Here is a 15,161-nt window from a genome sequence, read left to right as displayed (position 1 = left end):
CCTCAGATGAAAAGGTCTCAGCCCGAGCCTCTCCGCATGAAATCAGAGAGCTGACAACTGCTCCATCGGCCAACGCGCCTGTACGCTGATCGCCAGGCTTTCCTGCTGCCCGGCCTGCAAGCGCTGGCAACCGGCAAAGGCGATCATCGCTCCGTTGTCGGTGCAGAACTCGGGACGGGCATAGAACACATTGCCCTTCATTTCAGCCAGCATCTTTTCCAGCGAGGCGCGCAATGCCTTGTTGGCACTTACACCTCCCGCAATAACCAGACGTTTGAGACCGGTCTGCTTCAAGGCACGCTTGCATTTGATGGTCAGAGTCTCCACCACCGCCTGCTGGAACGCGAGGGAGATGTCGCAACGGGTTTGCTCGCCGTCGTCTCCAGCGCTGACGCACTGCTGCCAGGTGTTCAAGGCGAAGGTTTTCAAGCCGCTGAAGCTGAAATCCAGCCCCGGGCGATCGGTCATCGGCCGCGGAAAGACAAAGCGCCCCGCTACGCCCTGAGTCGCCAGGCGCGCAATCTCGGGGCCGCCCGGATAATTCAGGCCGATCATCTTCGCCGTCTTGTCGAATGCCTCGCCTGCGGCGTCATCCAGGGTCTCGCCCAACAACTCGTATTGGCCGATACCATCGACCCGAACCAACTGGGTATGACCACCGGACACCAACAAAGCGACGAACGGGAATTGCGGAGGTTGCTCCTCCAGCATCGGCGCCAGCAGGTGGCCCTCCATATGGTGCACGCCCAGGGCTGGAATGCCCCAGGCAAAGGCCAGCGCCTGGGCGCAGGAAGCCCCCACCAGCAAGGCACCGACAAGGCCGGGGCCAGCGGTGTAGGCAATCGCGTCGATCTCGGTAGGCACGCAGTCGGCCTCGGCCAGCACCTGGCGGATCAAGGGCAGCATGCGCTTGACGTGATCCCGGGAGGCCAGCTCCGGCACCACGCCACCGTAGGCGCGATGCAGGTCGATCTGGCTGAACAGCGCGTCGGCCAGCAGGCCCCGCTCACTGTCGTATAACGCGACGCCGGTTTCGTCGCAGGACGTTTCTAATCCCAGTACTAGCATGGGTTTGCGCCTTGTAGAGGCTGAATTCGAAGGCGCGCATAATAGTCGCCACTCCCGCGCCCGACCAGCGGTTTTCGATCAGAGGCTTTGCATTCCGAGCGTTGAGGGGTTAACATCCGCAACCCTTAAAAACCGACGACCTCAGCCGCGATTTTTGCGACGAGAACGTTGACCCCGGTAATGAATGAAGGTAGCTCTGGATGCCAGCCGTCAAAGTTAAAGAGAACGAACCCTTCGACGTAGCTCTGCGTCGTTTCAAGCGCTCCTGCGAAAAAGCCGGTGTTCTGGCTGAAGTTCGTAGCCGCGAATTTTACGAGAAGCCGACTTCTGAGCGTAAGCGCAAAGCAGCTGCTGCTGTTAAGCGTCACGCCAAGAAAGTTCAGCGCGAACAGCGCCGCGCCGTACGTCTGTACTAATACACAGACGTTCGTTGCAAGCTTCTGCCAAGCCCGGCCCTCAGCCGGGCTAATGGCATTTGCGGAATACGCTTGATGCTTCACCGTCGAAGCCGCCCATGCGACCCAGACGATTCTGCTTCACCACGTCAGACCTGGCTTCTTGCCAGCGGTGCACGTCTTTTCTGACGAGCCTTCCAAGGCTACTGACGAGCACACCCTTATCTGATTCCTACAGACGATCAGCCCAAGGCGCCCTTCTCCAGCGCCCGCTTAATGAGCTATCCGAGGCCAGCCCAAAGCCACTGTCGGACTCAGCGCAACACCTTCAAATAGTCGAATACTGATTGAAACTAACGTCAGTGGACGTTCGGCAGATACACTTCCCGACTGCGATCACGCCGAAAACCAGGGTCGAGCCGCGTAACCTCACGCTTGGCCGCCACCTGAACTTTCGACGGTGTCGCCAGGGCTATCTTTGCGCGCAGTGATGACGAGAACGCCATGGCCGGGCTTATTCCCCAGAGCTTTATTGACGACCTTCTGAACCGCACCGACATCGTCGATGTCGTCAGTTCGCGCCTGCAAATCAAGAAAGCCGGCAAGAACTACACCGCCTGCTGCCCCTTCCACAAGGAAAAGACCCCCTCCTTCAGCGTCAGCCCCGACAAGCAGTTCTACTACTGCTTTGGCTGCGGCGCAGGCGGGAACGCCCTCGGCTTCATCATGGACCACGACAACCTGGACTTTCCCCAGGCCGTCGAGGAACTGGCGAAGGCGGCTGGCATGGAAATCCCCCGCGAAGAGAGCAGCCGCGGCCAGCGCAAGCCTCGGCAACCCACCGACTCACCGCTGTATCCGCTGCTCACTGCCGCCGCCGACTACTACCGCCAGGCCCTGAAAAGCCATCCAGCGCGCAAGGCTGCGGTCGACTACCTGAAGGGGCGCGGCCTTACCGGCGAGATCGCCCGGGACTTCGGCCTGGGCTTCGCTCCGCCTGGCTGGGACAACCTGTTCAAACACCTGAGCAGCGACACCCTGCAGCAGAAAGCCATGATCGATGCCGGCCTGCTGATCGAGAACGCCGAGACCGGCAAGCGCTATGACCGCTTTCGCGACCGGGTAATGTTCCCGATCCGCGACACTCGCGGTCGGATCATCGCCTTCGGCGGCCGGGTTCTGGGGGACGACAAGCCCAAATACCTGAACTCTCCGGAGACCCCGGTCTTTCACAAGGGCCAGGAACTCTACGGCCTGTTTGAAGCCCGCAAGAACAACCGCAACCTCGACGAAATCATCGTTGTCGAGGGCTACATGGACGTCATCGCCCTGGCCCAGCAAGGCCTGCGCAACGCCGTGGCCACCCTGGGTACCGCCACCAGCGAAGAACACCTCAAGCGCCTGTTCCGCATCGTACCCAACGTACTGTTCTGCTTCGACGGTGACCAGGCTGGGCGCAAGGCCGCCTGGCGCGCCCTGGAGGCGACCCTGACCTGCTTGCAGGACGGGCGCCGCGCGCGCTTTCTGTTCCTTCCCGAAGGCGAAGATCCGGATACCCTGGTCCGCGCCGAAGGCACCGATGCCTTCCGCGCTCGAATCAACCAGCACGCACAGCCGCTGGCCGATTACTTTTTCCAGCAACTGATCGATGAAGCCGACCCGCGCTCACTGGAAGGCAAGGCCCATCTGGCGACCCTGGCCGCGCCCCTGATCGAGAAAATCCCCGGGGCCAACCTGCGCACCCTGATGCGCCAGCGCCTGAGCGAAATCACCGGCCTGACCAACGAAACGGTCAACCAACTGGCCCACAGCGCACCGCCCGAAGCGCCACCCGCGTACGACGCAGGCATCGATTACGACGCGATGCCGGATTATGCCGACTATCATGAGCCGCACCAGGAGGCGTACACCCCACAACAAGAGTGGACGCCAAAGAAAAATGCCGGCGGCAAGAAATGGGAAAACAAACCCTGGGACAAGAACGGCAAGGGCAAGCGCCAGGGCGATCGCGACCAGCCACGCGGCCCGCGCATCCCCGCTGCAGTGGAACCGCCGACCCTTTCAGCCTTGCGCACTTTGCTGCATCACCCGCAACTGGCAGAAAAAGTTGAAGATGCCGGGCATTTTGCCGATGACGACAACACCAATACCCAGTTGCTGGTGGCTCTGATCGAAGCCGTGCAGAAAAATCCTAAGCTACGCTCTATTCATCAATTGATGGCGCGCTGGCACGGCACCCAGCAAGGGCATCTGCTCACCGCACTGGCGGAAAAAGAATGGCTGATCGACGGAGATAACCTTGAACAACAGTTTTTCGACACCATTAATAGTTTGTCAGCTCGCCAACGCGAGCGTGTTTTAGAGCAACTTCTCAGGAAATCGCGTCAAAGCGAGCTCAGCAGCGAAGAGAAAAAACAGCTGGTTGAGCTTCTAAAACGCAATGTTCCCGCATCAAACCCGACCTCAACTGGCGCGTGAGGTCATAGCTCGGGTATAATCCTCGGCTTGTTTTTTGCCCGCCAAGACCTTCAGTGGATAGGGTGTTATGTCCGGAAAAGCGCAACAGCAGTCTCGCCTCAAAGAGTTGATCAGCCGTGGACGTGAGCAGGGTTACCTGACTTACGCGGAGGTCAACGACCACCTGCCGGAGGATATTTCAGATCCGGAACAGGTGGAAGACATCATCCGCATGATCAACGACATGGGGATCAACGTATTCGAGAGTGCTCCGGATGCGGATGCCCTTTTGTTGGCCGAAGCCGATACCGACGAAGCAGCAGCTGAAGAAGCCGCCGCAGCGTTGGCGGCTGTGGAAACCGACATTGGTCGCACTACCGACCCAGTGCGCATGTACATGCGCGAAATGGGCACGGTAGAGCTGCTCACACGTGAAGGCGAAATCGAAATCGCCAAGCGTATCGAAGAGGGTATCCGTGAAGTGATGGGCGCAATCGCGCACTTCCCTGGCACGGTTGATCACATCCTCTCCGAGTACACTCGCGTCACCACCGAAGGTGGACGCCTGTCCGACGTTCTCAGCGGGTACATCGACCCGGATGACGGCATTACGCCGCCTGCCGCCGAAGTGCCGCCGCCTGTCGACACCAAGACCGCGAAAGCGGATGACGACAGCGAAGACGAAGAAGCGGAAGCGACCGAAGACGAAGAAGAAGCCGAAAGCGGTCCGGATCCGGTCATCGCCGCACAGCGCTTTGGCGCCGTCGCCGACCAGATGGAAGTCACCCGCAAGGCGCTGAAGAAACACGGCCGCGAGAACAAGCAAGCCATCGCCGAAATGCTGGCCCTGGCTGAACTGTTCATGCCGATCAAACTGGTTCCGAAGCAATTCGAAGGCCTGGTTGAACGTGTACGCAGTGCCCTGGATCGCCTGCGCCAGCAGGAACGCGCCATCATGCAGCTCTGCGTGCGTGATGCCCGCATGCCACGTGCCGACTTCCTGCGCCAGTTCCCGGGCAACGAAGTGGATGAAAGCTGGACCGACGCCCTGGCCAAAGGCAAGAGCAAGTACGCCGAAGCCATCGCCCGCCTGCAGCCGGACATCATCCGTTGCCAGCAGAAGCTGACCGCTCTTGAAGTCGAAACAGGCTTGAAGATCGCCGAGATCAAGGACATCAACCGTCGCATGTCGATCGGTGAGGCCAAGGCCCGCCGCGCGAAGAAAGAGATGGTTGAAGCCAACCTGCGTCTGGTGATCTCCATCGCCAAGAAGTACACCAACCGTGGCCTGCAGTTCCTCGACCTGATCCAGGAAGGCAACATCGGCTTGATGAAAGCCGTGGACAAGTTCGAATACCGTCGCGGCTACAAGTTCTCGACTTATGCCACCTGGTGGATCCGTCAGGCGATCACTCGCTCGATCGCCGACCAGGCCCGCACCATCCGTATTCCGGTGCACATGATCGAGACGATCAACAAGCTCAACCGTATTTCCCGGCAGATGCTGCAGGAAATGGGTCGCGAACCGACTCCGGAAGAGCTGGGCGAACGCATGGAAATGCCTGAGGACAAGATCCGCAAGGTATTGAAGATCGCCAAAGAGCCGATCTCCATGGAAACCCCGATCGGTGATGACGAAGACTCCCATCTGGGCGACTTCATCGAAGACTCGACCATGCAGTCGCCAATCGATGTCGCCACAGTTGAGAGCCTGAAGGAAGCAACTCGCGAAGTACTCTCCGGCCTCACTGCCCGTGAAGCCAAGGTACTGCGCATGCGCTTCGGCATCGACATGAATACCGACCATACCCTCGAGGAAGTCGGTAAGCAGTTCGATGTGACCCGTGAGCGGATCCGCCAGATCGAAGCCAAGGCGCTGCGCAAGCTGCGCCACCCGACGCGAAGCGAGCATCTGCGCTCCTTCCTCGACGAGTAAGCCCAAGACCCCCAGCCCAGCTGGGGGTTTTGCTTTTTGCAGCCCGTCCTTCTTTCCTTCCCCGCCCCATAGCCGGTCTACACTCGAAACATTCCCCGTGCCATAACGAGACGGTTATGCCCAGACTGTCGGCCATGCTCCTGCTGGCGCTGCTCACCTGGACCGCAACGGCTGGCGCGCTGACTCTCACCGACGAAGAACGTAGCTGGCTCAAGACTCACCCGGAACTGCGCCTGGGTGTGGACGCTTCATGGCCGCCTTTCGAGTATCGGGATGAAGAAGGCCGCTATCAGGGCCTGGCCGCGGACTACATCCACCTGATCCAGGAACGCCTGTCCGTAAACCTCAAGCCCGTCGAGCCCGCCAGCTGGACCGCGGTGCTAGAGGACGCCAAGCAGGGCAAGCTGGACCTGCTGCCCGGGATCATGTCGACCCCCGAACGCCAGAGCTACATGGCCTTCACCCGGCCTTACCTGGACTTTCCCATCGTCATCCTCGCCCATGAAGGCGGCGCGCAACCCCACAACCTCAAGGAACTGTACGGCCTCAAGATAGCGGTGGTGGAAAACTACGCCCCTCACGAACTGTTGCGCACCCACCACCCGGACCTGAACCTGGTGGCCATGCCCAATGTCAGCTCGGCGCTGCAGGCCCTGGCCACCGACGAAGTGGACGCCGTGGTCGGCGACCTCGCCTCCAGTGTCTGGAGCCTGCGTCAGCTCAAGCTCGACGGTCTCTACGTCAGCGGCGAAACCCCCTATCGCTATCAGTTGGCGATGGGCGTCCCGCGGGAAAACAAGGTCCTGGTAAGCATTCTCGACAAGGTGCTCGCCGACCTCAGCCCCGAGGAAATCAGCACCATCCAGCAACACTGGGTGGGCAGCGTGCTCGACCACAGGACCTTCTGGTCGGATGTCCTGATGTATGGCCTGCCCGGTCTACTGCTGCTGGTGACCGTGCTGGCGGTGGTGATCCGTATCAACCGCCGCTTGAGCTCGGAAATTTCCCGGCGGGTCGCCCTGGAACAGGAACTGCGCAGCAGCGAATACCACTACCGCAGCCTAGTGGAAAGCCTGTCCGCGATTGCCTGGGAAGCGCGCATCAGCGACTTTACCTACAGCTATGTCTCGCCCCATGCCGAAGCCCTGCTGGGCTATCCCCTGGCCCATTGGCTGATTCCCGGTTTCTGGCGCAACATCATCCACCCCGCGGACCTGACCCGGGCCCAGGCCTTCTGCGACCACGAAGTGCAGGCCGGGCGGGATCACAGCCTCGATTACCGGGTGATCGCCGCCGACGGTCGCTGCCTCTGGGTGCGCGACATCGTCAGCCTGATCGAGCATGGCCACGAACCGGTGATGCGCGGGTTGATGATCGACATCAGCGAGACCAAGCACACCGAAGAGGCCCTGCGCCTGTCCGAACAGAAGTTCGCCTCGGTGTTCCAGCAATGTCCGGACATACTGGTGATTGCCCGGCTGTCCGACGGCTGCCTGCTGGAAGTCAACAAGGCCTTCGAGGAGCAGATCGGCCTGAGCGCGCAAAGCGTGGTTGGCCAGACCGCCACCGAGCTCAATATCTGGGGCATCCCCGGGGTCGGGCCAGGGCTGCTGCAACGCTTGCAGGCCGGCAGCATCCGCAATCTGGAAATGCCCTTTCGCCGGCATAACGGCCAGTTGTTCACCGGCCTGATCTCCGCCGAGCCCTTCGACCTCGACACCACGCCGGCGCTGGTGGTAGTGGTACGCGACATCAGCCAACTCAAAGAGACCCAGCAACAACTGCAGACCTCCGAGGAGAAGTTCGCCAAGGCCTTCCATGCCTCCCCCGATGGCCTGCTGCTGACCCGTCAGCGCGACGGGCTACTGATCGAGGTCAACGAAGGCTTCAGTCGCATCACCGGCTTCAACAGCGCCATGTCGCTGGACCGCTCGACCCTGGACCTGGGCATCTGGGTCAATCTCAATGAGCGCAAGCAGATGCTCGACCTGCTGCAGCGCGATGGTTTCGTCCGCGACTTCAACTGCCATATCCGGCGCAACGATGGCCAGATCCGCCTCTGCGAGCTGTCGAGCCGGCCACTGCCCATCGGCGGTGACGACTGCATGCTGACCATCGCCCGGGACATTACCGACCGACGCCTGATGCAGGAGAAGCTGCAACAGGCGGCGACCGTATTCGAAAGCACAGCCGAAGGCGTGATGATCACCGATACCCAGCAGCGCATCAGCGCAGTCAATCGCGCCTTCAGCGAAATCACCGGCTACAGCGAACGTGAAGCCCTGGGCCACACTCCGCGCCTACTTGCCTCGGGCCTGCATGACAGCGCCTTCTACGCCGCGATGTGGCATCAGTTGACCCTGGAGGGCCACTGGCAGGGTGAGATCTCCAACAGGCGCAAGAACGGTGAGCTTTATCCCAACTGGCTGACCATCAATGCGGTGCGCAACCGGGAAAACCAGATCACCCATTTCGTCGCGGTGTTCGCCGATATTTCCAGCCTCAAGCACGCCCAGGCGCGGCTCGACTACCAGGCTCACCACGACCCCCTGACCGGCCTGCCGAATCGCACCCTGTTTGAAAGCCGACTGCTCAGTGCTCTCAATAGCCAACAGGACAACGGCAGCCAGGGCGCGGTACTGTTCCTAGACCTGGACCGGTTCAAGCACATCAACGACAGCCTCGGCCACCCGGTGGGCGACCTGCTGCTCAAGGGCATCGCCGTGCGTCTGAAGGAACAGCTGAGGGATATCGACACCGTGGCCCGCCTGGGTGGCGACGAATTCATCATCCTGCTGCCGGGCCTGCACCAGGCCAGCGATGCCGATCACATCGCCACCAAGCTGCTGAACTGCTTTACCGCCCCCTTCCAGGCCGGCGAACACGAGTTTTTCATCAGCGCCAGCATCGGCACCAGCCTGTACCCCAAGGACGGCTGCGATGTCGCCACCCTGATCAAGAACGCCGACGCCGCCATGTATCGCTCAAAGGCCAAGGGCCGCAACCGCGTGGAGCGCTACACCCGCGACCTGACCGCCCAGGCCAGCGAACGGGTAGCCCTGGAGCACGAGCTGCGGCGAGCCATTGAGCGCAACGAGCTGTCGCTGTATTTCCAACCCAAGATCAGCCTCAGCAACCACGAGCTGGTGGGCGCCGAAGCCCTGATCCGTTGGCATCACCCCACTTTCGGCGATGTGCCCCCCGAGCACTTCATTCCCCTGGCCGAAGAAAACGGCATGATCCTGCTGATCGGCGACTGGGTACTGGAACAGGCCTGCCTGCAACTCAACAACTGGAACCGACGCTTTGAGGATTTCGGCCCCCTGTCGGTGAACCTCGCCGGCGCCCAGTTGCGCCAGCCCAACCTGCTGGGGCGCATCGAGCAACTGCTGCGCGACTATGACCTGCAGCCCGGAATGCTACAGCTGGAAATCACCGAGAACTTCATCATGAGCCAGGCCGAAGAAGCCCTGGAAGTGCTGCATCAGCTCAAGCGCCTGGGCGTGCAACTGGCCATCGACGACTTCGGCACCGGCTACTCGTCCCTCAGCTACCTCAAGCGCCTGCCCCTGGACTTTCTCAAGATCGACCAGTCCTTTGTCCGCGGGCTGCCGGACGACCCCCACGACGTGGCGATTGTCCGCGCCATCATCGCCCTGGGGCGCAGCATGCAGTTCACGGTGATTGCCGAAGGCGTGGAGAACCAGGAGCAGCAGACCTTCCTCACCCTGGAAGGCTGCGAACAGATCCAGGGTTATATCGTCAGCCTGCCCCTTGAAGCCGAGGAGTTCTGTACGACCTTCCTGCGAATCCGAGTTTCCGATTTTTCGGATAGCACAGCCGAGAAACCATCGCTATAATCCGGCGCCTACTGAGGGCCTATAGCTCAGTTGGTTAGAGCAGAGGACTCATAATCCTTTGGTCCACGGTTCAAGTCCGTGTGGGCCCACCAAACAAGAAAGCCGCGCAATGCGCGGCTTTCGCTTTTCTGAATCGTTCAACAAATAGCCCCCTTTCCTTTCCACCCACACAAGCTCAGTTAACCCTGGACAGGGTTGGTATAGACCCTAGAAGCCCCTTCTGCCCTCATCGCCGACCGCCGATACATACAGACAACTTCTACTGCCATAGCGCAACCTCATCAGTTGCGCGGAGAGTTAAACCTCCACTAAAGACGTGCGGCGGATACTGGTCTGACGCGAACTGGCGGCGACCCTGACCGATCCGCCGCTCCTGAATCTGAAGCACGTCGTTCTGTGAGACGTCCAGATCCTGGCGCATGGTCAGAGCCTGCAAGCGCCAAACAGCTGGATCCGATCTAAGGACGTGAATCTATTCAAGATTGTTTGCAATACGCTCACCCCACTGGCGGGTATGAACACTCAACTCGCCGAGCATATTCATTAGCAGGCCCTGCCGCCGAGCAATGCTAATGCACTCAAATATACTCATGCGATTCCAAGCTTTAAAAAGTCAACTGACAACAAAACAATTAACATCACATTATCGACCAACTACAAGAGAGAGCCTAAATAGATATATCAATCAGCCAGAACGTTACAATTCAACAATCAAATATCAACGCAAAAATACCATCATGCATACCCATACAGCATTTACATCGCATTCACAATTAAAGCGAACTTATTATCAGCGTAAGCACCACCTGAATTCTTCCTGCTTCAATATTTTTAAAATCGCGCTCTAACCTAGCCAAAAAGTGGTGCGTTATTCTTTCTCCGCTCAGGCTATAATCACCACCCCTCATCAAATAAGATTTATTTAAATCAATCATTTTCCCCTTAGCATTTGCCACTGTGATCAATATGCCTTTGGCGCACCCCTCGCATCGGTCATTTTCCAGCCTTCCATCTGTTCGTATATTTTTCGACTGAAAATGGAAACTGGCAACGCTGTTGAATTCTTCGGCTGCGCTTTGGCTGCCACAACTCCCAAGCGTAAGATCAAATTTCTTTTCTACCATGCCGCCATCTGCAAGGTGATATGGATTCACTCCTTCGAAGTCAACTGTTTTGTTTGCGTCAACCATTCGGCAGTCTGCTACCAGCAGTTTGGCGGTTGAATAAAATGCATAGTTTCCCCAAATATTGCTATTGGTTGTACCTTTCCAGTATGAGGAGATATAGCTACTCGGAGGCAGTCGCAGCTCATGTAACCCTGGCCCGAGGGAGGTTCTCGGCTTGGTTTTAATGAACTCCACCGCTTGATCCAATGAGACCGCGTAGTACCCGCCTTTTTTTGGCCGGACCAGGAAAACTTCGTCCCAATGGTCACATGGTATGGCTCTACCATAAGCCGATCTATATCGCACTCCAACTCCATCAATCGGCGTACTGCAAATGTCCCCAGGCTCGCCTGTACCAGGACCAACTTGTAGACTAAAGCCCAACTTTCCGTAAGGTTCCTCTACATCGTTACATGTCACGGCACCCACCAGCGCTGCGGTTCCGAGAACACCTCCAACTTCCACCTCAGAGAAAGGGCGTAAGTATCCGAGCTTAAAAGATATAGAGTTACTACCCAACTCCGCTCCGGAGTTACAGTAATTATTTCGATAATCCGCACTTACGAAACCGGAATAGATCACACAAACAAAAAATATTACAAGATAGCTCCGAAAAAAACTGCAACCACCTAAATAGCTAATCATGACTTCATCGCCCTAGTCGCTTGGAAAACTCACCTCTTAAAATTCTATTTCATTCAAACCGACCACGATCTAAGGCAATTCTTAAAAAACACGCCTAAAGACAGATTTTCGGAGGTGGGACACACCTTGAACAAGTTAAATTCTTAGTGAGTGATACGGCACCCTGAAAACAAATAGAGCGCCCAAAAATTCGTATCTATCGACAAGATCGAATTTCCAACTGTGAAACATCCGACCGACCAAATCGCAGTTACTTAATGACGGGGAGGTAGTAGTGGGCGATAAACCTCCAGCTGCAAGCCTCCGCTCTCCGATGGACACTTTTTAAGGCAGCCACCGATGATAATCCGTATAGGTATACATTAGTAACCACACATAAATCGGATGTAGAAAGCATTCCCCCGCTCGCCGACGAGTTCTGCACTCACTTTTTTGCCCATCTCAAGATCGCGGCGCGTACCGACTGCAGAGGCGGCGGGGCGTATGTCTCGAAGCCCACCAAACACAAAATCCATGCAATGCGCAGCTCTGTGTTATTGCTTGAAAAGCAAACCTCATCAAGTCTTGTTCCGATAGCGCTCTTTCAACATGGGGCGAATTTTCAGGCGATCTTCCGGCGCCCACTCCCACACGGTTTCCAGTTCTTCGGTGACGGTTTGCACACTGATTCCCGGAAGCAGGACGACGAAGGTATTCCTTTGCAGGCAGTGCAATTCTGCACGGCCAGCGCCAGGTACATCCCCCTCCCTCTCCTGAAGGCTTTCATAGAAGGCCAGGGCCTCGACCACCGTGTGGAAATGCTCGACCGCATCCTGAAAGCCTGAAAGAGACAGCCTGTACGTCATGCCGAAATCCATATTCATTCCCACTATTTCGGGACCAGGAAAAGGCGGCTTTTTTAGCAAAATGCCCACAAACAGTATCTAAGACAGTTCTTATTTACACTCCCCTGCAGGCAACCACCAACGCCCTCCCGGAACATGCCCCTCCTTCCCCAAATCGCACGGGGCTGAAGCCCATTGCTTGCGCCCATGAAAAAGCCGCGCATTGCGCGGCTTTTTCATGGTGTTGCCAGGCTGCGCTTATTTCTTGGGCAACGCGTAAGCAATCACGTAGTCGCCACGATCCGTCGACTGCCGCGCACCGCCAGCGGTGAGCAGGATGTACTGGCGACCGGTCTTGGGCGACACGTAGGTCATGGGGCCCGACTGGCTGCCCACGGGCAGGCGCGCCTTCCAGATCTCATTGCCATTGCCGGTATCGAAGGCCCGCAGGTAGAAATCCTGGGTACCGGCGAAGAACAGCAGGCCGGATTGGGTAGCCAGGGACGCGCCCAGGGTCGGCATGCCAATCGGGATCGGCAGGTGCATGCGAATCCCCAGCGGGCCGGTGTCCTGCACGGTACCCACCGGCACTTGCCACACCAGCTTGCGGGTCTTCAGGTCGATGGCCGACATGGTACCGAACGGCGGCTTCTGGCAGGGAATGCCCGCCGCCGAGAGGAAGCGCTGGCGCATGGCGCCGAACGGCGTGCCTTCCTGGGGCACCACGCCCATCTCGATGCCACTGGCACCAGCGGCGATCTGGTCCCGGGGAATCATGTAGTTGGCCAGGCCCAGACGCATGTCGTTGACGAACATGTAGTTGCTGGTGGGGTCCACCGACACGCTGCCCCAGTTCATGCCGCCCAGGGAGCCCGGAAACTGCAACGCATGATCCAGGCCCGGCGGGGTGTACACACCCTCATGGCGCATGCCCTTGAACTGGATACGGCACATCAGCTGGTCGAAGGGGGTCGCGCCCCACATGTCGGACTCGGTCAGGGTCTGGTTGCCGATCGACGGCATTTCCACCGAGAACGGCTGGGTCGGCGAGTACCGCTCGCCCGGCACATTGCCCTGGGGCACGGGGCGCTCTTCCACCCGGGCAATCGGCTTGCCGGTCTCACGGTTGAGCAGGAATATCTCGCCCTGCTTGGTGACCTGGGCCAGCGCCGGCTGTACACCGCCCTTGTCGTCCGGAATGTCGTACAACAGCGGCTGTGCCGGCAGGTCGAAGTCCCAGAGATCGTGATGGGTGGTCTGGAAGTGCCAGCGAACCTGGCCGGTCTTCACGTCGATGGCGACGATGGAGGAGTTCCACTTGTCGTCGAACTCGGTGCGCTGGCCGCCGAAGAAATCCGGGGTGGCGTTGCCAGTGGGCAGGTACACCAGGCCCAGCTTGGCGTCATAGGACATTGCCGACCAGACGTTGGGCGTGCCACGGGTGTAGGTTTCACCCGCCGGCGGGCGCTTGGTGGTGGCCGGGTTGCCCGGGTCCCAGGCCCACATCAGCTCGCCGCTGCGCACATCGAAAGCCCGAACCACGCCCGGCGGTTCGCCGGTGGAGAAGTTGTCCGCCACCCGGCCGCCGACGATCACTACGGTGCCCGCCACCAACGGTGTCGAAGTCTGCTGGTAGTAGCCCGGCTTGATCTCACCCATGTCGGTTTTCAGATCGACCGTGCCCTGGTTGCCAAAGTCTTCACAGGGCTTGCCGGTTTCAGCGTTGATCGCGATCAGGCGCGCATCACCGGTCGGCAGGAACAGGCGCTTGGTGCAGGCCGCCGGAGCAGCAGGCGCCGAAGCATCGGCTACCGGGGTGGCAGAGGCGTCGAAATAACCCAGGCCGCGGCAGCGCTGCCAGTTTGGCGCGTAGCCCTGCGGGTCGAACTTCCAGCGCTCGGCGCCAGTGTCGGCGTCCAGGGCGAACACCTTGCCGTAGGCGGTGCAGGTGTAGACGGTATCGCCGATCTGCAGGGGTGTGTTCTGGTCTTCGGCACCAGCGCCGTTGCTTTCGGGCAGGTCACCGGTGCGGAAGGTCCAGGCCACCTGCAACTGGTCGATGTTGCCCTTGTTGATCTGGTCCAGTGCGGCGAAGCGGTTGCCCGCAGTGGTATTGCCCCAGTGGGCCCAGTCTTTCTGTTCCGTCCCGGGAGCCACCGGCTGGACCGCTGGCACCTTATCCGCCTTGACCACATGGGTCGGCACGAACATGTAGGCCAGGGTCGCGACCACACCGATCCCCAACAGCCCAGCCAGGCCATAGGCACCGCGCCCGGCATGGGCTCCGGAGGCGCGCACCAGGGTCGGGTAGATCAGCGCCACCACGAGGCCGATCACGGCGAAGGTCAGTACCCGCGAGACCAGCGGCCAGTATTCCAGGCCCGCATCCCAGACCGCCCAGATCGCCGTCAGCACCAGGGCCACCCCATACAGCCAGGCACCACGCGGGTTGCGCCGCGCGATCAGCAGCCCGGACACCAGCATCGCCAGGCCCATCAACAGGAAATAGGCACTGCCGCCCAGGCTCAGGAGGTAACCCCCGCCTGCGGCCAGGCCCAGCCCGATCAGGGCAATCAGGATACCCAGCCCCCCGAGCAACCATTTGCTGCCGGCGGCAGCCCCCGTGTTTTTCATCTTAAAAACTCTCCCATCTTCAAAACCTGACGGCGAGAATGTACTAACCAGTTACTTATGACAATCTGTCGCAGGTCATTTGTTTCAAAAAAATTCCCGACTTGCAGAGCGTAGCTGTCGCTTGCGCCATGTTCTCCGGGAGCTGCGGCGGGTGTTCACGGGAGCCTGTAACATGT

At 59.2% G+C, this 15,161-nt stretch carries 8 protein-coding genes and 1 tRNA gene; 5 read left to right on the top strand and 4 right to left on the bottom strand.

The features are described from left to right. Window positions 1-42: 42 nt before the first annotated feature. Window positions 43-1,068 (bottom strand): tRNA (adenosine(37)-N6)-threonylcarbamoyltransferase complex transferase subunit TsaD, encoded by a 1,026-nt coding sequence (gene tsaD, locus F6S12_RS01275; RefSeq protein ID WP_011063838.1) that lies wholly within the window; start codon window positions 1,066-1,068, stop codon window positions 43-45. 200 nt (window positions 1,069-1,268) lie between these two features. Between tsaD and rpsU the strand changes: the two genes are divergently transcribed. From rpsU to F6S12_RS01250, 5 genes are all read left to right on the top strand, one after another. Beyond that, on the top strand, window positions 1,269-1,484 hold the full coding sequence (gene rpsU / locus F6S12_RS01270) for a 30S ribosomal protein S21 (protein WP_002551877.1): 216 nt from the start codon (window positions 1,269-1,271) through the stop codon (window positions 1,482-1,484). 483 nt (window positions 1,485-1,967) lie between these two features. Next, a complete protein-coding gene (dnaG, locus tag F6S12_RS01265; protein ID WP_015637256.1) occupies window positions 1,968-3,941 on the top strand; it encodes a DNA primase in 1,974 nt (657 codons plus the stop codon). Window positions 3,942-4,008: 67 nt separating this feature from the next. Next, window positions 4,009-5,856: an RNA polymerase sigma factor RpoD gene (gene rpoD / locus F6S12_RS01260; protein WP_011063840.1), complete on the top strand. Its 1,848-nt coding sequence runs from the start codon at window positions 4,009-4,011 to the stop codon at window positions 5,854-5,856. Between the two features lie 116 nt (window positions 5,857-5,972). Next, the gene (locus F6S12_RS01255; RefSeq protein WP_011063841.1) at window positions 5,973-9,716 is read left to right on the top strand and encodes an EAL domain-containing protein; all 3,744 of its coding nucleotides are present in this window, start codon (window positions 5,973-5,975) and stop codon (window positions 9,714-9,716) included. Between the two features lie 15 nt (window positions 9,717-9,731). Continuing rightward, window positions 9,732-9,808, top strand: a tRNA-Ile gene (locus F6S12_RS01250). Window positions 9,809-10,489: 681 nt separating this feature from the next. On the opposite strand, the gene F6S12_RS01245 is transcribed toward F6S12_RS01250, so the two are convergent. From F6S12_RS01245 to F6S12_RS01235, 3 genes are all read right to left on the bottom strand, one after another. Further along, window positions 10,490-11,077 (bottom strand): hypothetical protein, encoded by a 588-nt coding sequence (locus F6S12_RS01245; protein WP_315868670.1) that lies wholly within the window; start codon window positions 11,075-11,077, stop codon window positions 10,490-10,492. Window positions 11,078-12,084: 1,007 nt separating this feature from the next. After that, the gene (locus F6S12_RS01240) at window positions 12,085-12,384 is read right to left on the bottom strand and encodes a hypothetical protein (protein WP_315868669.1); all 300 of its coding nucleotides are present in this window, start codon (window positions 12,382-12,384) and stop codon (window positions 12,085-12,087) included. A gap of 225 nt (window positions 12,385-12,609) precedes the next feature. Then, the gene (locus tag F6S12_RS01235) at window positions 12,610-14,985 is read right to left on the bottom strand and encodes a glucose/quinate/shikimate family membrane-bound PQQ-dependent dehydrogenase (protein WP_019094517.1); all 2,376 of its coding nucleotides are present in this window, start codon (window positions 14,983-14,985) and stop codon (window positions 12,610-12,612) included. Window positions 14,986-15,161: the final 176 nt, after the last annotated feature.

The sequence above is a fragment of the Pseudomonas sp. JV245A genome, from assembly GCF_032424515.1.
Lineage (GTDB): Bacteria > Pseudomonadota > Gammaproteobacteria > Pseudomonadales > Pseudomonadaceae > Aquipseudomonas > Aquipseudomonas protegens.
This window is presented reverse-complemented; position numbering and strand designations above follow the sequence as displayed.